Origin of the sequence: Actinoallomurus sp. NPDC052308 (assembly GCF_040679195.1) — a bacterium.
In the GTDB taxonomy this organism is placed as follows: Bacteria; Actinomycetota; Actinomycetes; order Streptosporangiales; family Streptosporangiaceae; genus Actinoallomurus; species Actinoallomurus liliacearum.
This window is the reverse complement of record NZ_JBFAUM010000001.1, coordinates 114278-137071: the sequence shown is the minus strand read 5'-3', so window position 1 is coordinate 137071 and position 22794 is coordinate 114278. Positions and strand designations below refer to the sequence as shown.

At 70.8% G+C, this 22794-nt stretch carries 28 protein-coding genes; 15 read left to right on the top strand and 13 right to left on the bottom strand.

The features are described 5' to 3' along the window. Window positions 1-32: 32 nt before the first annotated feature. Both AB0L00_RS00730 and AB0L00_RS00725 read right to left on the bottom strand, forming a co-directional pair. Window positions 33-617 carry a TetR family transcriptional regulator gene (locus AB0L00_RS00730; RefSeq protein WP_364426543.1) on the bottom strand — a complete coding sequence of 195 codons (585 nt, stop codon included), beginning with the start codon at window positions 615-617 and terminating at the stop codon, window positions 33-35. Window positions 618-693: 76 nt separating this feature from the next. Next, window positions 694-1551, bottom strand: coding sequence for a sugar phosphate isomerase/epimerase (locus tag AB0L00_RS00725; protein ID WP_364426540.1), 858 nt, complete (start codon window positions 1549-1551; stop codon window positions 694-696). A 236-nt stretch (window positions 1552-1787) separates the two neighbouring features. Here AB0L00_RS00725 and AB0L00_RS00720 point away from each other — a divergent pair, with 236 nt between their 5' ends. After that, window positions 1788-2375, top strand: a complete 588-nt coding sequence (locus tag AB0L00_RS00720; protein ID WP_364428931.1) for a class I SAM-dependent methyltransferase — start codon at window positions 1788-1790, stop codon at window positions 2373-2375. A gap of 12 nt (window positions 2376-2387) precedes the next feature. Here the strand turns inward: AB0L00_RS00720 and AB0L00_RS00715 are convergent, their stop codons facing one another. Further along, window positions 2388-3260 (bottom strand): SGNH/GDSL hydrolase family protein, encoded by an 873-nt coding sequence (locus tag AB0L00_RS00715; protein ID WP_364426537.1) that lies wholly within the window; start codon window positions 3258-3260, stop codon window positions 2388-2390. A gap of 172 nt (window positions 3261-3432) precedes the next feature. Between AB0L00_RS00715 and radA the strand changes: the two genes are divergently transcribed. Then, on the top strand, window positions 3433-4833 hold the full coding sequence (gene radA, locus AB0L00_RS00710) for a DNA repair protein RadA (protein WP_345352072.1): 1401 nt from the start codon (window positions 3433-3435) through the stop codon (window positions 4831-4833). Between the two features lie 92 nt (window positions 4834-4925). Further along, window positions 4926-6005, top strand: a complete 1080-nt coding sequence (gene disA, locus AB0L00_RS00705) for a DNA integrity scanning diadenylate cyclase DisA (RefSeq protein WP_345352069.1) — start codon at window positions 4926-4928, stop codon at window positions 6003-6005. A gap of 130 nt (window positions 6006-6135) precedes the next feature. Here the strand turns inward: disA and AB0L00_RS00700 are convergent, their stop codons facing one another. The 4 genes from AB0L00_RS00700 to AB0L00_RS00685 all read right to left on the bottom strand — a co-directional run bounded on the left by AB0L00_RS00700 (window position 6136) and on the right by AB0L00_RS00685 (window position 8325). Then, window positions 6136-6309 (bottom strand): CsbD family protein, encoded by a 174-nt coding sequence (locus tag AB0L00_RS00700; protein ID WP_364426532.1) that lies wholly within the window; start codon window positions 6307-6309, stop codon window positions 6136-6138. Window positions 6310-6512: 203 nt separating this feature from the next. After that, window positions 6513-6758, bottom strand: coding sequence for a hypothetical protein (locus AB0L00_RS00695; RefSeq protein ID WP_364426529.1), 246 nt, complete (start codon window positions 6756-6758; stop codon window positions 6513-6515). Window positions 6759-6941: 183 nt separating this feature from the next. Further along, the gene (locus tag AB0L00_RS00690; RefSeq protein ID WP_364426526.1) at window positions 6942-7181 is read right to left on the bottom strand and encodes a hypothetical protein; all 240 of its coding nucleotides are present in this window, start codon (window positions 7179-7181) and stop codon (window positions 6942-6944) included. Window positions 7182-7665: 484 nt separating this feature from the next. Continuing rightward, window positions 7666-8325 carry a hypothetical protein gene (locus AB0L00_RS00685; RefSeq protein WP_364426523.1) on the bottom strand — a complete coding sequence of 220 codons (660 nt, stop codon included), beginning with the start codon at window positions 8323-8325 and terminating at the stop codon, window positions 7666-7668. 66 nt (window positions 8326-8391) lie between these two features. Between AB0L00_RS00685 and AB0L00_RS00680 the strand changes: the two genes are divergently transcribed. Continuing rightward, entirely contained in the window at window positions 8392-9267 is an 876-nt protein-coding gene (locus AB0L00_RS00680; protein ID WP_364426520.1) for an A/G-specific adenine glycosylase, read from the top strand. A gap of 69 nt (window positions 9268-9336) precedes the next feature. Here AB0L00_RS00680 and AB0L00_RS00675 read toward each other — a convergent pair whose 3' ends face one another. Then, the gene (locus AB0L00_RS00675) at window positions 9337-9549 is read right to left on the bottom strand and encodes a hypothetical protein (protein WP_364426517.1); all 213 of its coding nucleotides are present in this window, start codon (window positions 9547-9549) and stop codon (window positions 9337-9339) included. Between the two features lie 125 nt (window positions 9550-9674). Here AB0L00_RS00675 and AB0L00_RS00670 point away from each other — a divergent pair, with 125 nt between their 5' ends. From AB0L00_RS00670 to AB0L00_RS00660, 3 genes are read left to right on the top strand one after another with little or no spacing between them, the layout of a single operon-like run. Then, window positions 9675-10463 carry a helix-turn-helix transcriptional regulator gene (locus AB0L00_RS00670; protein WP_364426514.1) on the top strand — a complete coding sequence of 263 codons (789 nt, stop codon included), beginning with the start codon at window positions 9675-9677 and terminating at the stop codon, window positions 10461-10463. After that, a complete protein-coding gene (locus AB0L00_RS00665) occupies window positions 10447-10614 on the top strand; it encodes a DUF397 domain-containing protein (protein WP_364426511.1) in 168 nt (55 codons plus the stop codon). The genes AB0L00_RS00670 and AB0L00_RS00665 overlap by 17 nt, the downstream gene beginning before the upstream one ends. Beyond that, on the top strand, window positions 10611-11138 hold the full coding sequence (locus AB0L00_RS00660) for a DinB family protein (protein WP_364426509.1): 528 nt from the start codon (window positions 10611-10613) through the stop codon (window positions 11136-11138). Before AB0L00_RS00665 ends, AB0L00_RS00660 begins: the two co-directional genes overlap by 4 nt. A 5-nt stretch (window positions 11139-11143) precedes the next feature. Here the strand turns inward: AB0L00_RS00660 and AB0L00_RS00655 are convergent, their stop codons facing one another. Together AB0L00_RS00655 and AB0L00_RS00650 are read right to left on the bottom strand one after the other, a co-directional pair. Then, window positions 11144-11992 carry an SDR family NAD(P)-dependent oxidoreductase gene (locus tag AB0L00_RS00655; protein ID WP_364426506.1) on the bottom strand — a complete coding sequence of 283 codons (849 nt, stop codon included), beginning with the start codon at window positions 11990-11992 and terminating at the stop codon, window positions 11144-11146. Between the two features lie 27 nt (window positions 11993-12019). Further along, complete coding sequence (locus tag AB0L00_RS00650) at window positions 12020-12877, bottom strand: SDR family NAD(P)-dependent oxidoreductase (RefSeq protein WP_364426503.1); 858 nt, start codon at window positions 12875-12877, stop codon at window positions 12020-12022. 77 nt (window positions 12878-12954) lie between these two features. On the opposite strand from AB0L00_RS00650, the gene AB0L00_RS00645 reads away from it, so the two are divergent. Next, window positions 12955-13572: a PadR family transcriptional regulator gene (locus tag AB0L00_RS00645; RefSeq protein ID WP_364426500.1), complete on the top strand. Its 618-nt coding sequence runs from the start codon at window positions 12955-12957 to the stop codon at window positions 13570-13572. A 95-nt stretch (window positions 13573-13667) separates the two neighbouring features. On the opposite strand, the gene AB0L00_RS00640 is transcribed toward AB0L00_RS00645, so the two are convergent. Together AB0L00_RS00640 and AB0L00_RS00635 are read right to left on the bottom strand one after the other, a co-directional pair. Beyond that, window positions 13668-15941, bottom strand: a complete 2274-nt coding sequence (locus AB0L00_RS00640) for a glycoside hydrolase family 44 protein (RefSeq protein ID WP_364426497.1) — start codon at window positions 15939-15941, stop codon at window positions 13668-13670. 89 nt (window positions 15942-16030) lie between these two features. Then, window positions 16031-16864: an SAM-dependent methyltransferase gene (locus AB0L00_RS00635; RefSeq protein WP_364426494.1), complete on the bottom strand. Its 834-nt coding sequence runs from the start codon at window positions 16862-16864 to the stop codon at window positions 16031-16033. Window positions 16865-17036: 172 nt separating this feature from the next. Between AB0L00_RS00635 and AB0L00_RS00630 the strand changes: the two genes are divergently transcribed. From AB0L00_RS00630 to AB0L00_RS00610, 5 genes are all read left to right on the top strand, one after another. Beyond that, window positions 17037-17603 carry a TetR/AcrR family transcriptional regulator gene (locus tag AB0L00_RS00630; RefSeq protein WP_364426491.1) on the top strand — a complete coding sequence of 189 codons (567 nt, stop codon included), beginning with the start codon at window positions 17037-17039 and terminating at the stop codon, window positions 17601-17603. 94 nt (window positions 17604-17697) lie between these two features. Continuing rightward, on the top strand, window positions 17698-19149 hold the full coding sequence (locus AB0L00_RS00625) for an MFS transporter (RefSeq protein ID WP_364426488.1): 1452 nt from the start codon (window positions 17698-17700) through the stop codon (window positions 19147-19149). A 60-nt stretch (window positions 19150-19209) separates the two neighbouring features. After that, on the top strand, window positions 19210-19650 hold the full coding sequence (locus AB0L00_RS00620; RefSeq protein ID WP_364426485.1) for an SRPBCC family protein: 441 nt from the start codon (window positions 19210-19212) through the stop codon (window positions 19648-19650). A 51-nt stretch (window positions 19651-19701) separates the two neighbouring features. Continuing rightward, window positions 19702-21057, top strand: coding sequence for a carotenoid oxygenase family protein (locus AB0L00_RS00615; RefSeq protein ID WP_364426482.1), 1356 nt, complete (start codon window positions 19702-19704; stop codon window positions 21055-21057). A 75-nt stretch (window positions 21058-21132) separates the two neighbouring features. Beyond that, a complete protein-coding gene (locus AB0L00_RS00610; protein ID WP_364426480.1) occupies window positions 21133-21729 on the top strand; it encodes an SRPBCC family protein in 597 nt (198 codons plus the stop codon). A gap of 119 nt (window positions 21730-21848) precedes the next feature. Here the strand turns inward: AB0L00_RS00610 and AB0L00_RS00605 are convergent, their stop codons facing one another. Beyond that, window positions 21849-22022, bottom strand: a complete 174-nt coding sequence (locus tag AB0L00_RS00605; RefSeq protein ID WP_364426477.1) for a hypothetical protein — start codon at window positions 22020-22022, stop codon at window positions 21849-21851. A 133-nt stretch (window positions 22023-22155) separates the two neighbouring features. On the opposite strand from AB0L00_RS00605, the gene AB0L00_RS00600 reads away from it, so the two are divergent. Then, window positions 22156-22389: a hypothetical protein gene (locus AB0L00_RS00600; RefSeq protein WP_364426474.1), complete on the top strand. Its 234-nt coding sequence runs from the start codon at window positions 22156-22158 to the stop codon at window positions 22387-22389. Further along, complete coding sequence (locus AB0L00_RS00595) at window positions 22386-22790, top strand: type II toxin-antitoxin system VapC family toxin (RefSeq protein ID WP_364426471.1); 405 nt, start codon at window positions 22386-22388, stop codon at window positions 22788-22790. Before AB0L00_RS00600 ends, AB0L00_RS00595 begins: the two co-directional genes overlap by 4 nt. The last annotated feature ends 4 nt before the right edge of the window (window positions 22791-22794 follow it).

Below are 22794 nucleotides of genomic sequence, written 5' to 3'. Positions count from 1 at the left end.
TCAAGGTGTTCCACCGGGGAGAGACCGGGAGGTCAGCCTTCGAGATAACGCTGGAGCGTGGGTGCGAGCAGCGCGACGAGATCGTCCTCGGTCGCCGACGCCATCGGCTCGACCTGCACGATGTACTTCAGCATCACGACGCCCATCATCTGGGCCGCGGCCGCCGCGAGGTTCAGCGGCGGCAGGTCCAGGGCGTCGGCGACGCGGGTCAGGATCGTCCGGGTGATGAAGTCCCGCAGGAGCGCCGCGCCCTGCTCCGTGGTGGCCGCCGACCGGAAGATGCCGACGAACTGCGGGCGCAGCCGCGGATCCGACCAGATCCGCAGGAAGGTCCGCGCCATCCGCTCACCGATCTGCGCCCGCGGACCCGCCATCACCTGCCCGAGGAACACCACCGGGTCCACGGGGAACTCCATCGCCGCCGCGAAGAGCTCCTCCTTGGCCCCGAAGAAGTGGTGGACCAGCGCCGGGTCCACTCCCGCCTCGCGGGCGATGGCCCGGATCGAGGCCTTGTCGTAGCCACGCTCGCCGAACAGCACGCGCGCGGCCGCCAGGATGTCGTCCCGCGACGAGGACGGTCCGGGCCGGCGTCCCGGGCGGCGCGTCGGCGCCGTCATCCGCGGCGCCCCTCCTCACCGGTACGGCCGGACGGCTCCAGCGCGGCCCGTACGGGCGACGGGGCCGCCGACGCGGTCACGAGGGCGTGACCTCGCCCTCGGAGTTCACCTGCCACTGGCCGGCGGAGGCGGCCGCGGCCAGGTGCAGGCGCGCGAACGCCAGCGACTCGGCGAGGTCGCTCTCCCGCTGTTCGCGGTCGGTGGCACGGCGCGTGTTGATCTCGATGACGATCTGGCCGGTGTACCGCTGGGCGGCCAGCCGCTCGAGCATCTGCGCGCACGGCTGGTTGCCCCGGCCCGGGACCAGGTGCTCGTCGCGGTTGACGATGCCGATGCCGTCGGCGAGGTGGATGTGCGCGAGCCGGTCACCGAGGGCGTCCGCCATCGCGAGCGGGTCCGAACCGGACACGGCGGCGTGCGACAGGTCGACCGTCACGCTGGGGTAGGGCAGGTCGACGGGGTTCCAATGCGGGGAGTACATCCCGACCTCGGCCGTGCGCGCCCGTACGGGGAACATGTTCTCCACGGCGAAGACGACGTCGGTCTCCTCCTGCATGCGGGCGAGCCCCTGCTCGAACTCACGGGCGTACTCACGCTGCCAGCGGAAGGGGGGATGGACCACGACGACGTCGGCGCCGAGCTTCTCGGCGGTGTCCTTGGAGCGCATCAGCTTGCCCCAGGGCTCCCGCCCCCAGACCCGCTGGGTCAGCAGGAGGCACGGCGCGTGGATCGACGTGATCGGGATCTGGTGATAGTCGGACAGTCTGCGCAGCACGTCGATGTCCTGGCTCGCCGGATCGGCGGTGACCATGATCTCGATGCCGTCGTACCCGAGGCGCGCGGCGAGGTCGAACGCGGCCGGCGTCTTCTCCGGGTAGACCGACGCCGAGGACAGAACGATGGGCGCGTCGGGGACCTGGAGGACTTCTTCCACAATCGGCAAGCCTATGCGTTCCATCGGCTGGTCCGGCCAGCCGTCCCGGCGCCGGCCGTGACGGTGTGGTATTCCGGGGCGCCGCCCACCGTGGCGGCGCGCTCACCGCCGGCGCCGTCTACCGTGGAGGCGTGATCGCCCCTGGAGCCATCGCCAGCCCCAACATCTGGAACAGTCCGCAGGTCTACGAGCTGGAGAACCGCGCGGTCGACCCGGACGGCCGGATCGAGCAGGCCATGCGCGAGATCCGGCCGTGGGACGGCGCGGTGGTGCTCGACGTGGGCTGCGGCACCGGGTTCCACCTGCCCGCGTTCGCACGGACGGCCGCGAAGGTCGTCGGCGTCGAACCGCACGCCGGCCTGGCCGGTCTCGCCCGCCGCCGCGTCGCGGACATCCCTGACGTGGCCGTGCGCGTGGGCGCGGCCCAGGCGCTCCCGGTACCCGACGCGTCGGTGGACGTGGTCCACGCCCGCTGGGCGTACTTCTTCGGGCCCGGCTGCGAACCGGGTCTCACGGAGCTGAGCCGGGTCGTACGACGCGGGGGCGCGGCGTTCCTCATCGACAACGACGCCACGCGGTCGACGTTCGGGGCGTGGTTCCGGCGCTGGCTGCCGTCCTACGACCCCGTCACCGTCGAGCGGTTCTGGTCTCGGCATGGGTTCTCCCGTACGCCGCTGGACATTCGCTGGCGCTTCGACGACCGCGCGGACCTCGAGGCCGTACTGAAGATCGAGTTTCCGGCCGAGCTCGCCGCGGAGTTCCTGAGCGAGGTCGAGGGCTGTGAGGTCGACTACGCCGTCAACCTGTGGTGGCGGCGCTACTGACACGTACCCGGATCAGTCACCGGTCACGCGGGACGCGCCGAGCACGGCGAGGACGCGGTCGGCGACGGCCTGCATGCCCTTGGCGTTCGGATGGACGGGCGCGGCCGGGTTGGTGATCAGGATGCCCTCGACCCACCGGTCCGTGGAGCACATGTCGTGGCGCTGGGCGGTGCGGTACGCGTCGACGAAGCCCGCATCACCGCGCCGGGCCTCCTCGGCGAGCATCGTGTTGAGATGCCGCTCGAACCGGTCGAGGAACGGGATGTCGCCGGAGGCGGTGGGGACGTTCGGCCAGCAGCCCGTACGGGCGGGCAGCATCCGGGGATAGCCGACGACCAGGACGCGGGCGTGCGGCGCGCGGGCGTGGACGGCATGCAGGACCGCGGCGACCTTCGACGCGGTGGCGGAGATCCGCTGGTCCAGGGTCGAGCCGTAGTAGCGCGTGCAGGGCGCGCCGTGCGGACTGGCGAGGCTGAGCGTCGCGCAGGTCAGCACGATCCGGCTGTAGCCGATGTCGTTGCCGCCGATGCCGAGCGTCACCAGGGTGGTGTCGCGGGTCACCGCGTCGAGCTGCGGGATGTTCTTGCCGAACAGGACGGACTGCGCCCGGCTCATGTTCTCCGTCGTGGCGGCACTGCAGCTCACGTCGGTGAACGAGGCGGGCTGCAGCATCCGCGCCACCAGCGACGGATAGTTGTGGTCGGAGCGCAGGCAGGCGATCGGAGTGCCGTGCCGGTGCGGGATCAACGGCCCCGCCGTGAACGAGTCGCCGAGCGCGACGTAGCGGCCGGCGGCGGCGGCCTCCCGCGCCGAGGCGCCGGTGGCGTCGGTGGCGGAGCACGCCCGCCCGGAGCCACCGGCGACGAGCGTCGGAACCAACGCCATGAGTGCCGGCCACCTGCGCATCGCGCCCTCCCCCTGCCCCTCTGCCCGCCAGTAAGGACCGGCGGACAGGCCCAGTCAACATACCTGTCCAGAGTCGGCCAGTGACTACTATGTCACCCACTGTCACCGAGGTCACTCTCATTTGTCGGCGGCGGGCCGTACAGTCGCGGGCATGGCGAAGAGCGTGAAGCAGGCGTACCGCTGCGCCGAGTGCGGTTGGCAGACCTCCAAGTGGGTCGGGCGCTGTGGCGAGTGCCAGGCGTGGGGCACCGTCGACGTGGCGGGCGCGGCGAAACCGGCGCGGGTCGTCACGCCCGGGCCGGTCAGCGCGCCGGCCCGGCCGATCGGCGAGGTCGACGTGCAGGCCGCGCAGACCACCGCCACGGGGCTGGACGAGCTCGACCGCGTGCTCGGCGGCGGCTTGGTGCCGGGTGCGGTGCTGCTGCTGGCCGGCGAGCCCGGCATCGGCAAGTCGACCCTGCTGCTCGAGGTCGCGGCGCTGCACGCCGACCGCGGCACCGCGCTGTACGTGACCGGTGAGGAGTCGGCGGAGCAGGTGCGGCTGCGGGCCGACCGGATCGGCGCGATCGCCGACCGGCTCTACCTCGCCTCCGAGACCGACCTGGCGGCCGTTCTCGGCCAGGTCGACGCCGTCGCCCCGGAGCTGCTGGTGGTCGACTCGATCCAGACGATCGGCTCCGCCGAGGTGGACGGCGCCGCCGGCGGGGTGAGCCAGGTCCGGGAGGTGGCGGCCAACCTGATCCGGGTCGCCAAGGAGCGCGGCATCACCACGGTCGTCGTCGGCCACGTGACCAAGGACGGCTCGATCGCCGGTCCGCGCGTCCTGGAGCACCTCGTGGACGTGGTGCTCTACTTCGAGGGCGACCGGCACAGCCGGCTCCGCATGATCCGCGCGGTGAAGAACCGCTACGGCCCCACCGACGAGCTGGGTTGCTTCGACCTGTCGGAGATGGGCATCATCGGGCTGGCCGATCCCAGCGGCCTGTTCCTGACCCGCCAGGAGAAGCCCGCGCCGGGCACCTGCGTGACGGTGACGCTGGAGGGCCGGCGGCCGCTGGTCGCGGAGGTGCAGTCGCTCGTCGCCCCCTCGCCGCTGGCCAACCCGCGCCGCATGACGTCCGGGCTGGACTCCGCGCGGATCGCGATGATGCTCGCGGTGCTGCAGCGCCGCTGCCGCATCAAGCTGCACGACCGCGACGTGTACGCCGCGACGGTCGGCGGCGTGCGGCTCAGCGAGCCGTCCGTCGACCTGGCCGTGGCGCTCGCCGTCGCGGGCGCGGCCAACGACGCCACCCTGCCTTCCGACCTGGTCGCCTTCGGCGAGGTCGGGCTGGCCGGTGAGGTGCGCGGCGTGCAGGCGGCCAAGCGGCGGCTCTCCGAGGCCGCCCGGCTCGGCTACCGGCGCGCCATCGTGCCCGGCGGGTCACTCGATCCGACATCCGGCCGCGCCGGTGGCACGATCGTGACGGATGAGGGTATGCAAGTGACAGAAGTGGATGACGTGTGGACGGCGATCGGCCTCGCGTTCGCGACGGCGGGAGCGGACGCGTGACCGCCGCGGGACCGCCGTCGGACGAGGGGAGCGGGTCGGCTTTCCGCGTTCACCGATAAACTGACCGCCGTTCAGAGACCTCCGGGGGTCACGTGCCAGCACAAGACAAGGGCAGAGACGAGCGACGCCGCGCAACGCTTGCCGCGATCGCTCCTGGGACGCAGCTCCGCGACGGGCTGGAACGCATTCTTCGGGGCCACACCGGTGCGTTGATCGTGATGGGCTACGACCGCGTCGTCGCCGGCCTGTGCACGGGTGGTTTCGAGCTCGACGTCGAGTTCTCCTCCACCCGGCTGCGCGAGTTGGCCAAGATGGACGGCGCGATCGTCATCGACGCCCACTGCACCCGCATCGTGCGCGCCGGCGTGCACCTGATGCCGGATCCGACGATCCCGACCGAGGAGTCCGGCACCCGGCACCGCACGGCCGAGCGGGTCGCCCGCCAGACCGGCTACCCGGTGCTGTCGGTCAGCCAGTCGATGCGGATCATCGCCCTCTACCTCGACGGCCAGCGCTACGTCCTGGAGGACTCGGCGGCCATCCTGTCCCGCGCCAACCAGGCCCTCGCCACCCTCGAGCGCTACAAGCTGCGGCTCGACGAGGTCTCCGGCACGCTGTCGGCGCTGGAGATCGAGGATCTCGTCACCGCGCGCGACGTCAGCGCGGTCGTGCAGCGCCTGGAGATGGTGCGCCGCATCGCCGACGAGATCAACGGCTACGTCGTCGAGCTCGGCACCGACGGACGGCTGCTGTCCCTGCAGCTCGACGAGCTGGTCTCCGGCGTCGACATCGACCGCGAGCTGATCGTCCGCGACTACCAGCCGGAGGACCACACCCGCTCGGTCGACGAGGTCCTCGCCGCGCTGAACCAGCTGTCGGCCTCCGAGCTCCTCGACCTGGCCACCGTGGCGGACGTCCTCGACTTCGGCGGCAACGACCCGCTGGACACGCCGGTCAGCCCGAAGGGCTACCGGCTGCTCGCCAAGGTCCCCCGCCTGCCCGCCCTGCTGATGGAGCGCCTCGTCGAGCACTTCGGCGGCCTGCAGAAGCTCCTCGCCGCCAGCATCGACGACCTGCAGTCGGTCGGCGGGGTCGGCGAGTCCCGCGCCCGCAGCGTCCGAGAGGGCCTGTCCCGCCTGGCCGAGTCCTCGATCCTCGAACGCTACGTCTGACGCGGCCGGGCCGCCCGGCGGCCGGCGCGGGCGAGACCGGCCGCTCCGCGTGGAGCGCCGTCGGCGAACCCACGCGTAAGGCCGCAACCCTCCTGGCTGCGGCCCTGCGCGTGAGAGAGGATCGCCGGGATCAGTCCTTGAAGACGTCCTTGACCTTCTCCCCCGCCTGCTTCGCGTCACCCTTGACCTGGTCGGCCTTGCCCTCGGCCTCCAACCGCTCGTTTCCGGTGACCTTGCCGACCGTTTCCTTCGCCTTGCCCTTGATCTTGTCTCCGGTATTGGCAGCCTTGTCCTGGGCGCTCATGTCGACTCCCTTCCGCCGTGGATCACTGTGGCCCGCCCCTACCCGTCCTGGCGACAAGAATGCCGATCCATCAGGACTGTTCGGCGCGGCGGATGCGCGATACGGGCCCGAAAAAAGAACTGGTCCCGCAGCCGAGGGGCGCAGGACCAGACACTTGCGAGTGGGACCGGCCGGCAGGCCGGTCCGCCGAGTGAACGTCGCCGTCATCGGGGCTGGCAGAAGTGCCGGACGAGGAAGATGCCCGAGACGAAGCCGATGATGGCACCGACGACGCCGACGGCGGTGTTGACGTAGCAGCCGCCGAAGCCGCCACCGATGAGGCCGCCGACGAAGCTGACGAAGCAGCAGGCGGTGCCGTTGATGTTCTCGACCTCGTCGAGGCAGCCGCCGACGAGGGCGGCGAGGGCGACGAGGACGGTGATACCGACGATGATCGTGGCGATGGGCATGAGGTCTCCGTTGTCATTCGGCCCGCGCGCTCTGGTGCTCGGACGATGGATTTTTGATCGTTGCCCGCGGTACGCGAGCTTCAGTGGGAGTCGAGGGAACCTGCTCCCGTGGCCGAGGCCCCAGGACCAGACGTTTGCGGGCGGAACCGGCCGCCGAGCCGGTTCACCGAGTGAGCCCCGCCGTCATCGGCGCTTCAGGACGCGCCGCCGGACGCCGATCATGACCCGGATCAAGACGAGGGTCAGGAAGACGCCGACGAAAACGCCGCAGCATCCGCCGAGGACGGCGCCGGTGATACCGAAGACGAAGCTGATGCCGGCGCCGACGCCGGCGACGACGATGCCGTTGTCGCGGTGCAGGAGAGCGCCGACGAGGACGGCGATGCAGGCGAAGCAGACGACAGCGATGATGATCGCGTGCATGAGGAATCTCCGTTGTCATTCGGTCCGCGCGCTCTGGCACACGGAGGATGGTTTTCGTTGTCGCCCACGGTTGTCGGGCCTCAGCGGTTACTGTGCCGCGGCACGATCGTCACGCCACTGCCACACGCGGGTCGTACAGAATGCTCGGGGAAGGTCTCGCCCGCAGCGCCGATATGGGGGCTTTGCCGCCGCCTGGGGCCGTGGTCGCCGAGCATTCGGCACGCGTTGGGCGGCGGAGCGGAGCCGCCCCGGTTGCCGGCTCGGCCGATCAGGGTGACGAACCCTCCGCTACCCGGCAGTGATCAGCGTGGTCTCCGTGGCGGCCGGTGCCCGTGTGTCATCGGCGGCCGAGCCGCTCGAGCCACCGCAGGCGGCACGGAGCCTTGCCGCTGGCGTTGACGGGACAAAACGCGCGACCGGGACGAAGCACGGCCACAGCAACGGCGAAGCAGGCATCCCGGTGATGGGCCGGCACCGGCGCGCACTAGCGCAGGCGGAAGACCTGGCTCTGCGGCCGGATGCCGCCGCTCTTGGCGGTGACGACGTACGTCCCCGGCCTGGCGCGGGAGTCGCCGCCGCAGCGTGTGCGGTCCCAGTCGACGTCCGCGATGTACGGCACCCCGCGCCGGAGGAGTTGAAGATCGGATGCGGGGCCGGCGGCGCACCGGTCGGACGACCAGATCGAGTCCGAGCCGGAGGTGATCCGCAGCCGCAGTGCCTTCCCGCCCACGTCGAACGTGCAGGCCCGGCGGCCGGTGTTCACCACGCTGATCCGGAACCTCGGGTGCTCCCGATCCTGGTAGACGTCCTTGCTCGGGGTGAGCCCGACGACCACGTCCGCGTCGTCACAGGGATCCCCGCCGCGCGGCTTCGCGGCGGGCACGCCCGGCGTCACGGTGACCGTCACCGTGGCCGTCGGAGCGGCCGTCGGAGCGGTCGGCGTCACCACCGGTGTGGCGGTGACCGGCAGCGACGTCACCGGCGCCGCGGCGTTGCGCGCCTGGGCCGTCGACTTCTTGTGATCGGGACCTGAGCAGGCCCACGCCATCAGGCCGATGGCGGTGATCCCCCCGGCCAGGACGTAGACCCGGCGGCGCCAGTAGGCGTCCGCCTCCCCCAGGTCTCCCTGCGTATCGGAGTCCATACGCTCAGTATCCTTTTTCGATCAGTGCGTGCTATCGCGACCCGCCGTGTCAGGATCGAACTCACCATGCACCGACCTACCTACGCCGAACCCATTCTCAGCTGGTACGCCGAGCACGCGCGGGATCTGCCCTGGCGGCGGCCGGACGCCTCCCCCTGGGCGGTCCTGGTCAGCGAGATCATGCTGCAGCAGACGCCGGTCTCCCGGGTCCTGCCCGCGTACGAGGCGTGGCTGACCCGCTGGCCCACGCCCGCCACACTGGCCGCGGAGCCGCCGGGCGAGGCCGTCCGCGCCTGGGGACGGCTCGGCTATCCGCGGCGCGCGCTGAACCTCCACGCGAGCGCCCGCGCGATCGTCGAACGGCACGACGGGCAGGTGCCGTCCGCGTACGACGACCTGCGCGCGCTGCCGGGTGTCGGCGCGTACACCGCCGCGGCGGTGGCGAGCTTCGCCTACCGGCAGCGGCACGCGGTGCTGGACACCAACGTGCGCCGGGTGCTGGCCCGGATGGTCACCGGCGTCGAGTACCCGCCGAAGACCCAGACGGCCGCCGAGGTCCGCCTCGCCGAGTCGCTGCTGCCGCCGGACGCGGAGACGGCCGCGACCTGGGGCGTGGCGGTGATGGAGCTGGGGGCGCTCGTGTGCACCGCCCGGACTCCGCGCTGCGCCGACTGCCCGGTGATCGCCTCCTGCGCGTGGCGGCTGGCGGGCAAGCCCCCGTACGACGGCCCCGCCCGGAAGGGCCAGACGTACGCCGGGACGGACCGCCAGTGCCGGGGCCGTCTCCTCGCCGTTCTGCGGCACGCCAGCGGCCCCGTGGAGCGGGCGGCACTCGATGATGCTTGGGACGACGTACGGCAGCGTGAGCGCGCCCTCGCGTCGCTCATCGAGGACGGCCTCATCGACCCCCTGGACGACGGCCGCTTCGCCCTCCCCCGCTGACCTCTCACGGCAGGTGTGCTCAAAGCCCTGCAGAGCCGGGGCGCGTACGCCCCGGCTCCAGACCCTGGATCAGACCGTGTCGGCCTTGGGCTGATGGGCTCCTTGGATGGCCTCGATGAGGGTCGGGACCATGGCGTCGTCGAGTTCGACGACGAGCAGTTCGTCCTCGCCGAACCGCACGGAAGTGATCTCCTCGTCCGCGTGCCGGACGACCCGCAGTGCCGTGTTCTCGGGAACATGGGCGCACGTTGAGACGTACACGCCCTCAATCTTCATCTGCACGGTGACCTCCTGTGATCGGGATTTTCCATCCGCCTGACGATCGTGTCACCGAGTGATTACGCTGCGGAATGGTTCCAGCTCGTACCCCTCAGCTCTCCCCCCACGCGTACAAGGAGGCCGTACCCATGACGAACCCCTCCGGCTTCGTCTCCTACTTCGGCACCGAACTACGACGCCACCGCGAACGCATGGGCTGGCCCCGCGAACAACTCGCCGAGCGCGTCCCCTGGTCCGTCTGGACGGTCGCCTCCGTCGAGCAAGGCCGCCGCAAACCCCCACCCGGCCTCGGCGAACACGCCGACGCCCTCTTCAACCTCCCCGGCGTCATGACCGAACTCTCCAAGAAGGCCCAAGACGACAGCAGCCCCTTCGGCGACCGCATCGAACTCGAGCAGCGCGCGGACACGATCTACGAATACGACATGAGACTGGTACCAGGGCTACTTCAGACAGAGGAGTATGCCCGCTTAGTGCATCGAGCCCGTCGGCATCTATCCCCAGAAGAGGTCGAAGAGCTGGTCCAACTTCGGATGCGACGTCAGCGGATTCTCGATCAAGAACCTCCACCTCTACTCCACGCGATCATCGACGAAGCGGTCCTATGCCGCCGGATCGGTGATCCGGCGGCCTTGCGCGAGCAACTACAGAGGCTGGCTGTTCCTCGCCGAAACATCACCATCCAGATCCTTCCCTTCTCTGCCTGCCTGCACGAAGCGATCGGTGGGCCGATCAGCGTCATGCGTTTCCCTGATGCGCCTGACGTCGCGTACTCCGACGGCTGGTCACGCGGTCAGCTAATCGACACTCCGGGAGAGGTGCTTCGGGCGCACCGGGCATTTCAGCAACTCGCTGCCCTGGCGTTGCCACCCGACATGTCCGCGGAGATGATCGAGGCATATGCGGAGGAGGCATAACAAAATGCGTGGATGGCGGAAGAGCAGCTACAGCGCTGACGGGGACTCGAACTGCGTCGAGGTGCAGCTTCGGTGGCGCAAGGCAACCTACAGCGGCACCGGAGATTCCAACTGCGTCGAGGTCATCGCATGGCCTCGCGTAAGCCCATGACTTGGAAGGCGCCGGAGATCGCGCGCGATTCCGTTCCCGTTCTGGCGGTGACGGCGGACGAGCGCGCGAGTGCCGAGGCATGGCTGGACCACCATCGGCGGACGCTGCTGTGGAAGTGCGGCGGGCTGACCGCCGAGCAGCTCAAGCGGCGCAGTGTCGAGCCGTCCGGCCTGTCGCTGCTCGGCCTGGTCCGCCACATGGCCGAGGTGGAGCGCGACTGGTTCCGGTACCGGTTCGCCGGGGAGCGGCCCGGCTACCTGTACTGCACCGACGAGGACCTGAACGCCGAGTTCGACGTCACCGAAGCCGACGCGGAGGCCGACCTGGCCGCGTACGCCCGCGAGATCGAGCTCGTCCGGGAGATGACGGCGGGGCGCTCGCTCGACGAGACGTTTCTCGACCCGCGCCGCGGCGTGGAGATGACCCTGCGCTGGGTGTACGCGCTGATGATCCAGGAGTATGCCCGGCACAACGGCCACGCCGACCTGCTCCGCGAGCGCATCGACGGTGCCATCGGCCACTGAGACGGCTACCGTACGGCGCGCCGGGCGCCCTCGCCGAGGAAGGGCGCCAGCAGCTCGGCGGTGACGGCGCGCAGCCGGGCGCGGACCGCCGGGTCGTAGGTGCCCGCGTGCGCCCTCGCCTCCTTAGCGCCGTCGAAGTACCGGCCCGTGGTCGCGCCGCCGGTCGGTCCGACCGCGAGGTTCAGCACCGCCTTCGCCCCCGCGCCGACCGTGGACATGGGCGGCATCATCGCCTCGCGGACCATGTGGGTGTTCATGAACGTCGCGGGGTGCAGGCAGTTGACGGTGACACCGGTGTCCGCCAGTTCCTCCGCCAGGTCGAAGGTGAACGCGGCGAGCGCGAACTTGCTGCGGTAGTACGCCTGGGCGCCGGTGTAGTGGGCGTCCATCCGCAGGTCGGCGAGGTCGACCGGGGCCTGCCCGACCGAGCCGACGTTCACGATCCGCGCGGGAGCCCCGTCGCGCAGGGCCGGTGTCAGCCGCCGGGCCAGCAGCACCGGAGCCAGGTAGTTCACGGCGAACCGCAGCTCGTGGCCGTCCTCGCTCAGCCGCCGTCTGCGGTACGGCGGGCGGCCTGCGCCGACCCCCGCGTTGTTGACCAGCAGCCGGAGCCTGCCGTGATCGGCGCGCACCCGGTCGGCCAGCTCGCGGGTCTGCGCGAGCGAGGCGAGGTCGGCGAGGTAGATCTCGGCGGTGCCGCCGGCCTTCTCGATCCGGTCGGCGACGGCGGCGGCCCGGTCGGCGTCCCTGCCGTGCACCAGGACGTGCGTCCCGTGCTCCGCCAGGGCCTTGGCGACGGCCTGGCCGAGCCCGGCGGTGGCCCCGGTGACCAGGGCGATCTCGTTGTTCGTCATCTCTTCCCCCTCGTGATCCAGATGAGTTCAGGCCGCCTTGGCCAGGCCGAGGACCCGTACGACCAGCCGATCCCGGAGCCGGACGGGCAACCGTGCGAGGAGCAGCATCGGCCGGACGTCGGAGTTGGCCAGGTACCGCGTCTTCGGCCGGGACGCTTCGATCGCCTTGACGATCGTGGCGGCGACCGTCTCGGGCTTGGACTGCCGCATCTTCGCGAGGGCGGCGGACACGGCCGCCAATTGCGGCCGGTAGAGCGCCAGGCGCGCGGGGTCGGCGTCCGCGAGAGCGGCCTCGGCCGCCTGATCGGCCTTCGCGAAGATCGGCGTCTCGACGGCCCCCGGGATGACGGTGACGACGGCGATGCCCTGTGCTCCGAGCTCGATGCGGAGGGCGTCGGACAGCGAGTCGAGCGCGGCCTTGCTCGCCGAGATCGGAGCGGCGAACGGCGCCGCGAGCCTGCCCGTCGGGGCGCTGATGTTGATCAGGCGGCCGTGGCCCTTCCGGAGCAGCGGCGCGAACGCCCGTACGACCTCGGCGGGCCCGAAGACGTTGATGGCGAACTGGCGGCGCAGCTCGTCGGCGGGCACGAGTTCCAGGGGGCCCTGAATGATGACCCCCGCGTTGTTGACTACGGCGTGCAGGCCCTGGCCGTCCTGGAGGCGCGCGACCTCCGCGGCGGCCTCGGCGACGCTGTCCGGGTCGGTGACGTCGGCCTGGATCTGTTCCACTCCCCGCAGTTCTCGCAGGTGGGGGACGTCGCGGCGCACTCCGGCGTAGACGCGGTACCCCCGCTCGGCCAGGGCGCGGACCGTCGCGGTGCCGATGCCTCCGGCGGCTCCGGTGACGAAGACCGCGCGCTCGTTCCGCTGCGCTGCCTGACTCATGTTCGACCTCACATGTACTTTGGGACATGTACTTTGGGACATGACGATCATCAGCCGTCCCAGGAGGACATGTCAAGATGGTCGTCCGAATCTGGAGTGAGGACGGTGAGGCAGTGTCGCTGCGGCATGGTCTGCTCGGGCTGCTCGCCGAAGGACCGGCCAGCGGCTACGACCTGGCCCGGCGCTTCGAGGAGCACCTCGGTCCGGTGTGGCCGGCCCAGCACCCGAAGATCTACGCGGAGCTGTCCCGGCTCTCCGACGCCGGAATGATCGAGGTGGACAGCCACGGTCCGCGCGGCCGGAAGGCGTACCGGATCACCGAGACCGGGCTGGCCGAGATACGCCGCTGGCTGACCGAGGAGAAGGTCGACCACACCCTCCGCATCGAGTCCGTCCTCCGGTCGTTCTTCTTCTGGCTCATGGAGCCCGACGATCTCCAGGCGCACCTGCGCCGCGAGCAGGAGTTCTTCGCCGAGATCGCCGAGGTCGCGCGCGGATACGCGGCGGCCAAGGACCGCGGTGACTTCGGGACGAGCGACCAGACCCGGTCCATGCGCGTGGCCGTGGAGGCGGCGACCCGGATCTACCAGGCCCTCGCTGACTGGGCCGAGTGGGCGGGGACCGTCCCGCCGGCGGTCCCGGCAACGGACGACGAGGCCGCCCCGGCCGCCCGCGCGGCCGACGACGAGACCTGAGCCGCGGACTCACACCCCGCCAGACCCGAACCAAGGCCGGCGACGGCGCGACCTGAGCCGGAGGCCCGCGCGGTGGCGGGCCTCCGACACTTCGGTCAGCTACCGCACTTCTGCCCGTTCAGGGTGAACGCCGTCGGCACCGGGTTCTGGCCGGTCCAGGCGCCGTTGAACCCGACGGTCGTGGACGCGCCGGGACTCAGGTGGCCGTTCCAGCTCAGGCCGGTCGCGGTCACGCTCTTACCGGTCTGCTGCCAGGTGGCGGACCAGCCCTGCGTGACCCGCTGACCGGCGTCGGGGAAGTCGAACGCCAGCTTCCACCCGTCGATCGCCGTCGTTCCGGTGTTGGTGACGGTGACACCGGCGGTGAAGCCGCCCGGCCAGCTGCTGGAGATCGTGTACGCCACCTTGCAGGTCCCCGAAGACGTGGCCGCCGTCCGTACGGTCACCGACGGTGAGACCGGTGAGAGGTTGCCGGCCTTGTCCCGGGCCCGGACCGCGAAGGTGTAGGACGTGTCCGGGGTCAGGCCCGTCACCGTGTACGAGGTGCCGGTGGCGTCGCCCACCTTCGTCGTCGTCCCGCCGGCCACCCGCAGGACGTCGTAGCCGGCCACCCCGGTGTCGTCGGTCGACGCCGTCCAGCTCAGGCCGACGCTGTCGCTCGTGACCGTCCCCGCCGCGGGCGCACCCGGCGTGGTCGGCGGCTGCGTGTCGCTCTGGCCGCCGCTCGGCAGCACCACCATGGTGATGGAGTTGGCCGGGAAGGTGGCGTTGAAGCCCGTCGCGGTGACAGGCTGGTCGGCCTGCCGTACGACGCCGGTCAAGTCGGCGGAGCTGTACCGGTAGACCTGGGCGGTGCCGGCGGAGGCTCCGGTGAGCGCGACCGGGCTGGTCAGGTCGTCGCCGGTCTTGTTTACGACGACCATCGTGAGGGCCTTGTCGCCGGACCGCTCGGCGGCGTAGATCGCGAGCTTGCCCTGGTCCTCGCTGGTCGCCTTGACCGAGGTATCGCCGAACGCCCCGCCCTTGCCGTCGTAGTTCCGGTAGATCCGGAACGCGTCGGCGACCGGCTGGTCGCTCGTGGGGGCGGTCCACAGGTCGGCCATGTCCAAGCCCTCACGGCCGAAGATCCCGAGGACGTCCGCCTCGGCGAGTGCCCCGTTGATGTCGCCGAAGGCGCCCCAGCTGTACTCGGTCATCGCGGTCTTCGTGCCGGGGTAGTGCTGGTCGACCAGCGCGCGCATCCGGGGGATCATCTGCACCGGCTGGTTGATCCAGCTCTCGTCCACGTACGTGGGGTCCCAGAGCTGGCGGGTGGACCGCAGGCGCAGCGCCTGGGTGGCCGCGTCGCCCGGCTCGCTGCCGGAGACCCCGGACTGCTGCGGATACAGGTGGATGTCGAAGTAGTCCAGGATGCGGGTGCCGTGCGCCTGCTCGTACGCGCGCATCTGATCGAGGTACCACGGCCCGAGGTCCTCACCGCCGTGCGCCGCCTTGTCCGGCGGGTTCGACCAGCAGCCGGTGCGGTTGCACTCGTCCTGGTCGAGGCCGGAGTAGAAGATCGAGTTCAGGCCCCAGCCGACCGGTCCCAGCGTCTTGGCGTCCGGGTCGGCGGCCTTCACCGCCGCCGCCCACTGGTACGTACGGTCGCGGAGCTCGTCGTAACCGAGACCGGTGGGGCGTACGTCCCGCTGGGTGCTGTGCCAGATGTCCGGCTCGTTGTCCAGGTCGTAGAACCGCACTCCGCCGTCGGCCGCGCCGCCGTAGCGGCCCTTGAGGTGGGCGATCCAGTCCTTCGCGTACTGCGGGCCGACCTCGACGCTGGTGTCGGTCGGGTCGTTGCCGGTGACCTTGGTGCCGTCCGGTTTGACGCCGTTGCCGCAGTCCGGGGCCCACTGGTCGGTCTGCTGCTGCGGACCGTACTTGGCCACACTGAAACCGCAGGCCTTCACCCGGTCCTTCGCCACCCAGCCGATCATCGGCAGGGTGAGGATGGTCTTCGTGCCGGTGGCCTGGTCCTGATCGACGAAGCGGTCGGTCTCCGAGCCGTCCGGCAGCGTGGACGGGTCGGGGTTGTCGTTGGGGATGTTCTCGAAGTACCAGTCGGCCGCGCGGTTGGTGGTGTCGTTGCGGAAGTTGTACCGCGAGGTCGCGTTGCCGCCCCAGCGCCGTACCGGCAGGCGCAGGTCACGGGCGAGGGCCTCGTCGGCGAAGTTCATCCCGTAGACGTACGGGCTGATCGCGTGCCGGGCGGCGGTGGTGTCGACGGACAGTGCGGGACCGGTGGCGGCCTGGGCCGGCCGTGCCGCGAGCACGCTGCCGCCGAGGGCGGCGGCGAGCGCGACCGAGAGCAGTGCGGGGGCAGTGCGCACGGAGCGTCCTTTCGTTGTGGGAGCGCTCCCATAGCACACACCTCACCGCACCGCGTCAACGAAAGCCGTGAATCTTTCAGAAAGGAGGGTCAGCGTTTGACGGCGACGCCGCCCAGCATGTGGGGAACCGGGTCGTCCAGGTCGACCGGCCCGGCGGGGTGCCACTCGGTGACCTTGACGACCCCCGGCTCGATCAGGTCCAGGCCCTCGAAGAAGCGCTCGGTCTCGGCCGTGGTGCGCATCTTCATCGGGATGCCCTGCGAGCGGTACTCCTGCACGCCGACGGCCAGCGGGCTCTCCTCCTCCGCCGTGGGCACCACCGACAGGGCCAGCACGCTGCCCGGCGCCAGCGGCGCCACCAGGGACCGTACGATCGCGAGGGCCTCGTCCTCGTCGACGAAGAACTGCAGGATCGCGATGAGGGTCAGCGCGACCGGCCGGCTCAGGTCGAGAGTGTCGCGGAGGTCGGCGGAGTCCAGTATGGCCTTGGTGTCCCGGAGATCGGCGTCGATGTAGGCGGTCCTGCCCTCGGCGGAACTGGTCAGCAGCGCCCGCGCGTGCGCCAGCACGATCGGGTCGTTGTCGACGTACACCACGCGGGTCTCCGGCGCGATCTCCTGGGCGACCTCATGCAGGTTCGGTGAGGTCGGCAGGCCGGTGCCGATGTCCAGGAACTGCCGGATGCCCGACTCGGCGACCAGATGCCGGGTCATGCGGAGCATGAAGTCGCGATTGGCCCGCATCGAGATCGGCAGGGTGGGCAGGTGCTTGGCGATCTCGTCGGCCGCGGCGCGATCCGCCGCGAAATTGTCCTTACCGCCGAGCATGTAGTCGTAGATCCGCGCGGAATGCGCGATGTCGGTGCGCAGATCCGTCCCCTGCGCGGCGGCCGCCGACCCGCCGTTGACCTCGCTCGTTCCCACACGCGACCTTCCGTAAGGTGCCTGGAGCAGGTGATCTTAATCCAGGGCCGGCCATCCGGTGACAAGATCATCGATAGGCCGCCTTGACGCCGGCGCGGCGCGCGCCGCCCGGCGATGAGTCGGAAGCGGAGGACGGATTGACACCCCAAAGTGTGAGTGGTTAAGTACTCACATGAAGAGCGAACGTCCCCGCCAGCTGTCCACCGCCGAGGAGCGCCGCGAGACGGTGCTGCGCACGGCCATCGGCGCCTTCGCCGCCCGGGGCTACTGGGGCACCACCACGACCGAGGTGGCCAAGGCGGCGGGCATCTCGCAGGCGTACGTCTACCGCCTCTTCCCGAACAAGGAACTGCTGTTCACGGCGGTGGTCGAGTACTGCTTCGTGCAGGTGCGGGCCGCCCTGGAGCAGGCCGCGACCGAGGCCGAGGGCAGTTCCTCCGAGGTGGTCCTGAAAGCCATGGGTGACGCGTACGCCCGACTGATCAGCGACAACGACCTGATGCTGATCCAGCTGCACGCGCAGGCGGCGGCGGTGTCCGAGCCGGCGGTGCGTGCGGCCGTACGGCAGGGCTACGCCCGGCTGGTGGAGTACGTGCGCGGCGCTTCCGGTGGCACCGAGCAGCAGGTACAGGAGTTCTTCGCGCTGGGCATGCTGTGCCACCTCATCGTCTCCATGGGCGCCGACGAGGTCGATGCCCCTTGGACCCGGACGCTGTCGGCAGGCATCAGGCACTACTGAGGCCCGCGCGAAGCGACCGGACCGTCGGCGGGGCACACAGCCCCGCCTTATTTCACCCGTCGTTGTGAGTGATTAACCACACAAGGAGTGTCCCGTGCGCACCACCGGAGTCACCCGCAGCCCCGCAGCCGCTCTCGCGGCGCTGGCCGGGGCGCAGTTCACCGTCATGCTGGCCACCTCGATCGTGAACGTGGCCCTGCCGCAGATCCGGTCGGGCGTCGGACTGTCGGACGGCGGTACCACCTGGGTGGTCAACGCCTACGGGCTGGCCTTCGGGGCCTTGCTGCTGGCCGGGGGCCGGGCGGCGGACCTGCTGGGCCGCAGGCGGGTCCTGCTCGCGGGCCTCGCGCTGTTCGCGGCGTCGTCCTCGGCCGCCGGGCTCGCGGGTTCGCCCCCGATGCTCATCGCCGCGCGGGCGGTGCAGGGCCTGGGAGCGGCGGCGATCGCCCCCGCCGCGCTGGCGCTGGTGATGGACCTGTTCCCGCCAGGGCCCGGCCGGGGCAAGGCGCTCGGGATCTGGGGCGCGGTGTCGGGAGCGGGAGGCGCGGCCGGGGTCCTCCTCGGCGGGGTGCTCACCCAGGCCTGGGGCTGGCCGTGGATCTTCTACGCGGTCGCGATCGGCGCCGTCCTCGTCCTGGCCGCCGCGGCCGCGAGCGTCCCCACGGCGCAGGCCCAGGACAGCGGTCGCTTCGACATCCTCGGCACCGCCACCGTCACCTTGGCCCTGACCGTGCTGGTGTGGAGCCTGACCACAGCCCGCCGCGCGGGCTGGACGGATCCCGCCGTCCTGGGGGGCTTCACCGCCGCGGGCGCGCTGCTGACCGGCTTCCTCCTGATCGAGCGCCGCCACCCGAGCCCGCTGCTGCCGCCCCGCCTGTTCCGGGCCGGGCGGGTCGCCGCCGGCAACGTTCTGATGGCACTGCTGGGATCGGTGTGGATCGCCCTGTTCTTCTTCCTGCCGCTCTACCAGCAGCAGGTCCTCGGCTCCAGCCCGCTGGTCGCGGGGCTCGGCCAACTCCCGCTCGCCTTCGCCAACATGCTCGGCTCCGCCCTCGCCCCCCGGCTCTCCCGCCGTATCGGTGCCACCGCCACCGTCACCGGTGCGCTGCTGACCGAGGCCGCCGGACTGCTGTGGCTGTCGCGGATCAGCGCCCACGGCGGCTACCCGGTGGACATCCTCGGACCCAGCGTCCTGATCGGCCTCGGTCTGAGCGTCGCCTTCGTCCAGCTGACCGCCCTGTCCGTCGAAGGCGTCCCCGCACAGGACGCCGGACTGGCCGGCGGCCTGGTCAACACCACCCGCCAGGCCGGCGGCGCGATCGGCCTGGCCATCCTGGCCACCCTCGCCGGCACCGCCACCACCCACGCGGCCACCCACCGGCCGCACCTGGAGGCGCTGACCGCGGGCTACCGCACCGCCTTTGGGATCAGCTCCGCGGTCCTGGCCTCCACCGCCGCCCTCGCGCTCCTACTGTCCCGCCGGCGCGCCCCCGTCGCGCCGCCGACCGGCCGGCCCGTCCCGCAGCCCGCGGCACGCCACCGCTGACCACCCGACCCCTTCGACACACCACACCTGACGCCACGTCACCCGAGAGGAACCACCGGAATGTTCACCATCGACGAGACCGCCCCCGTCATCGTCCGCCTGACCGCCGTGATCGACGCCCCGCTGGAGCGTGTCTGGGCCCTGCACACCGACATCGACGCCTGGGCCGACTGGAACACCGATGTCGACCAGGCCCAGCTCGACGGCCCGCTGCTGCCCGGAAACTCCTTCCACTGGAAGACCCACGGCCTGGACATCACCTCGACGATCCGCGAGATCGTCCCCGGCGAGCGCCTGGTCTGGGGTGGCCCGGCCAACGGCATCGACGGCGTCCACGTGTGGACCTTCGAGCAGACCGGCAGCCAGGTCACCGTCCGCACCGAGGAGTCCTGGAGCGGCGCCCCCGTCGATGCCGCCCGAGAGCACCTGGGCCAGGCCCTGGAGCAGTCCCTGACCGCCTGGCTCGCCTGCCTGAAGGCCCGCGCCGAGCAGGCCGACTGACCCCCTACGCCTCAACACACCGACGACCGACACACCGGAGAGGTTCCTGCCATGACCAGCAAGCCCTACCTGACCGGCCACTACACGCCCGCCGTCGACGAGATCACCGCCACCGAACTGACCGTCGAGGGCGCCCTCCCGCCCGAGTTGACCGGCCGCCTGATCCGCAACAGCCACAACCCCAAGCCCGGCGTCACCCCCACCCACTGGTTCAAGGGCAGCGGCATGGTCCACGGCATCCGCCTGCGCGCCGGCCGCGCCGAGTGGTACCGCAACCGCTGGGTGCACACCCCGGCCCTGGACGGCGCCCCCTACATGACCGACCACGGCCCGGATCTGACCGCCAGCACCGCGGGCACCCACGTCATCGAGCACGCCGGGCGCCTGCTGGCCCTGTGCGAGGCGAACTTCCCCTTCGAGCTCACCCCCGAGCTGGACACCGTCGGCGCCTTCGACTTCGACGGCAAGCTGCGCAGCGCGATGACCGCCCACCCGAAGACCGACCCGGTCACCGGGGAACTGCACTTCTTCGGCTCCTCCCCGTTCCCGCCCTACCTGATGTATTACGTGGCCGACGCCACGGGGCAGATCACGCACAGCGCCGAGATCCCCGGCGCCAGCGCCTCCCTCAAGCACGATTTCGCGATCACCCGCCACCACGTGGTCTTCGTCGAGGGCACCGTCACCTTCGACCCCAACGAGCACTCCGGCATCCCCTACGGCTGGAACGACGCCCAGCCCGCCCGGATCGGCGTGATGCCCCGCGGCCCGCAGGGCACCGACCAGATCCGCTGGTTCTCCATCGAACCGGGCAACATGCTGCACGCCGCCAACGCCTACGAGGACGCCCAGGGCCGCATCGTGCTGGAGGGCCCGACCGTTGACAAGGAGGGCTTCCAGCTGTCCTGGAACTGGTGGGTCGGCGCCCCGGGCCGCGGCACCGAGCCCAACACCCGCTCCTACACCCGCCGCTGGGTCATCGACCTGACCGCCGGCAGCGTCGACGAGCAGATCATCGACGACCTCGCCGTCGAGTTCCCGACCCTCAACGAGGACCTCCTCGGCGCCGAGCACCGCTACCAGTACGCGGTCTCCTTCCCCGACCAGGAAGGCTTCGGCGGCTACGGCGTCGTCAAGTACGACCGCACCACCGGAGCCCGACGCATCCACCAGGTCGGCGACGCCCGCCTGCCCAGCGAAGCCGTCTTCGTTCCCGCCGCCGGCGCCACCCGCGAGGACGACGGCTACCTGCTCACCGTCATCTCCGACCTCAAGCAGGACGCCTCTCAGCTCCTGGTCCTGGACGCCTCCGGCCTCGACCGCATCGCCACCGTCCACCTCCCGCGCCGCGTCACCGGCGGCATCCACGGCTCCTGGATCCCCGACACCGACGACACCCGCGACTGACCCGCTCCCTTCCCGGGCCGTCCCGCGGCCCCGGGAAGCAACACCACCGATCCAGCGATGAAAGGTTCGACACCCGTGCGCATCCTCACCGTGGCGAAGTTCGCCGCCGCCACCACCAGCGCTCTCCTCCTGGCCACCGGCACCGCCTACGCCTTCAGCGATGACAAGCCCACCACCTCCGCAACCGCCACCCCGGCCCGCGCCACCGCTCACACCGGCGACGTGCAGATCGACCACGACGCCCCCGTCATCACCCGGGAGAACATCCTCATCCACGCCCCTCTGCACACCATCTGGAAGATCCAGACCGACGTCGAGAACTGGCCCACCTGGCAGCCCAAAGTCGACGTCGTCGTCAAGGACACCCCCGGACGCCTGCGCCCCGGCTCCGTCTTCCGCTGGACCACCGAGGGACTGAGCATCACCTCCACCGTCAAGCAGGTCGACTACGGCAAGCGCCTGGCCTGGGGCGGCCCCGCCCAGGGCATCACCGCCGTCCACGTGTGGACCTTCACCCCGACCTCCGACGGCGTCCTCGTCCACACCGAGGAGTCCTGGACCGGCGACCCCGTCACCGCCAACCAGGCCGCCCTGCAAGCCGCCCTGGACAACTCCCTCCACAACTGGGTCAACAACCTCAAGCACGAGGCCGAGAGCCAGGCCGGCAAGTAGTCCGTCCGCGCCTCCGGAGCACCAGCTGCTCCGGAGGCGCCGTCCTGCGGGTCCGCCGCGCCGGCACGGCGCCCCATACGCGGAGGTGGAGGTCTACCCGGCCGCGGGATGACCGGAGATCAGAAGCCGGCGACCGCGTGCGGGGTGTAGGGCTTCTCGAGGCGGGTGATCTCGTCGTCGGTAAGGCGCAGTTCCAGGGCGGCCAAGGCGTCGTCGAGGTGCCGGTCGCGCCCCATGCCACGGGCCGGCGGGTCCCCGCGCAGGTCGGGAACCGACCAGCGACGCCTCGGCACTGAAGGTTGGACCGATGGCTCGCACGGCCGATCCATGTCGTAGCCGACGGGCATCGACGGACTTCCGGCGTGACGGTACGGCGGTTCATGCGGAATGCATGTGCGACACGCCAACCGCATGTACGCTGGAACCATGGCGAAGAACCTGCAGATCCGCAACGTCCCAGATGACGTGCATTCGACGGTACGCGCGCGTGCGGCGGCGGCGGGGCTCTCCGTGTCCGAATACCTCCTCGACCAGATCACCGAGATCGCCCATCGCCCCACGCAGACGGAGGTCTTCAAGCGCGCGGCCCGCCGTGCGCGCGAAGAGGGCCCGACGGTCGACGACATCCTCACCGCCATCAAGGAAGGGCGCGAAGAGTGAGGCTGGTCGTCCCCGACTCATCGGCGCTTCTCCATGCCTTCGAGGCCCGGGATCCCAATCCGGAACTCCTCAAGCGCCTGGAAGCCGCTCAACTACATGCCCCGCATCTCCTTGATGTCGAGTTCCTCAGCGGGCTTCGGGGGTTGGTGCGCGGAAAGAAGCTCCACCCCGATCAAGCACGCGACGCATGGCATGAATACGAAGATCTCGTCATATACCGGTATGCCATGACGGGGCTGGCGGACCGCATCTGGACCCTCCGCGACAACTTCACCGCTTACGACGCTTGCTATGTCGCGCTGGCCGAAGCGCTCGACTGCCCGCTGGTGACGAGCGACGCCAAGCTCAAAAAGGCATCAGGGCACTACGCAGAGGTCGAGGTCTACCCGTCCGCGGAATGACCGA

Excerpts from the sequence above, each read along its gene's own strand:
- AB0L00_RS00665 (WP_364426511.1), top strand. The coding sequence starts at position 10,447 with ATGCGGAGGAGGCATAACAAAATGCGTGGATGGCGGAAGAGCAGCTAC.
- AB0L00_RS00620 (WP_364426485.1), top strand. The coding sequence starts at position 19,210 with ATGTTCACCATCGACGAGACCGCCCCCGTCATCGTCCGCCTGACCGCC.
- AB0L00_RS00655 (WP_364426506.1), bottom strand. The coding sequence starts at position 11,992 with ATGACGAACAACGAGATCGCCCTGGTCACCGGGGCCACCGCCGGGCTC.
- AB0L00_RS00680 (WP_364426520.1), top strand. The coding sequence starts at position 8,392 with ATGCACCGACCTACCTACGCCGAACCCATTCTCAGCTGGTACGCCGAG.
- AB0L00_RS00660 (WP_364426509.1), top strand. The coding sequence starts at position 10,611 with ATGACTTGGAAGGCGCCGGAGATCGCGCGCGATTCCGTTCCCGTTCTG.
- AB0L00_RS00685 (WP_364426523.1), bottom strand. The coding sequence starts at position 8,325 with ATGGACTCCGATACGCAGGGAGACCTGGGGGAGGCGGACGCCTACTGG.
- AB0L00_RS00630 (WP_364426491.1), top strand. The coding sequence starts at position 17,037 with ATGAAGAGCGAACGTCCCCGCCAGCTGTCCACCGCCGAGGAGCGCCGC.
- AB0L00_RS00600 (WP_364426474.1), top strand. The coding sequence starts at position 22,156 with ATGGCGAAGAACCTGCAGATCCGCAACGTCCCAGATGACGTGCATTCG.
- AB0L00_RS00700 (WP_364426532.1), bottom strand. The coding sequence starts at position 6,309 with ATGAGCGCCCAGGACAAGGCTGCCAATACCGGAGACAAGATCAAGGGC.
- AB0L00_RS00650 (WP_364426503.1), bottom strand. The coding sequence starts at position 12,877 with ATGAGTCAGGCAGCGCAGCGGAACGAGCGCGCGGTCTTCGTCACCGGA.
- AB0L00_RS00615 (WP_364426482.1), top strand. The coding sequence starts at position 19,702 with ATGACCAGCAAGCCCTACCTGACCGGCCACTACACGCCCGCCGTCGAC.
- AB0L00_RS00730 (WP_364426543.1), bottom strand. The coding sequence starts at position 617 with ATGACGGCGCCGACGCGCCGCCCGGGACGCCGGCCCGGACCGTCCTCG.
- radA (WP_345352072.1), top strand. The coding sequence starts at position 3,433 with ATGGCGAAGAGCGTGAAGCAGGCGTACCGCTGCGCCGAGTGCGGTTGG.
- AB0L00_RS00670 (WP_364426514.1), top strand. The coding sequence starts at position 9,675 with ATGACGAACCCCTCCGGCTTCGTCTCCTACTTCGGCACCGAACTACGA.
- AB0L00_RS00645 (WP_364426500.1), top strand. The coding sequence starts at position 12,955 with ATGGTCGTCCGAATCTGGAGTGAGGACGGTGAGGCAGTGTCGCTGCGG.
- AB0L00_RS00695 (WP_364426529.1), bottom strand. The coding sequence starts at position 6,758 with ATGCCCATCGCCACGATCATCGTCGGTATCACCGTCCTCGTCGCCCTC.
- AB0L00_RS00690 (WP_364426526.1), bottom strand. The coding sequence starts at position 7,181 with ATGCACGCGATCATCATCGCTGTCGTCTGCTTCGCCTGCATCGCCGTC.
- AB0L00_RS00715 (WP_364426537.1), bottom strand. The coding sequence starts at position 3,260 with ATGGCGTTGGTTCCGACGCTCGTCGCCGGTGGCTCCGGGCGGGCGTGC.
- AB0L00_RS00720 (WP_364428931.1), top strand. The coding sequence starts at position 1,788 with ATGCGCGAGATCCGGCCGTGGGACGGCGCGGTGGTGCTCGACGTGGGC.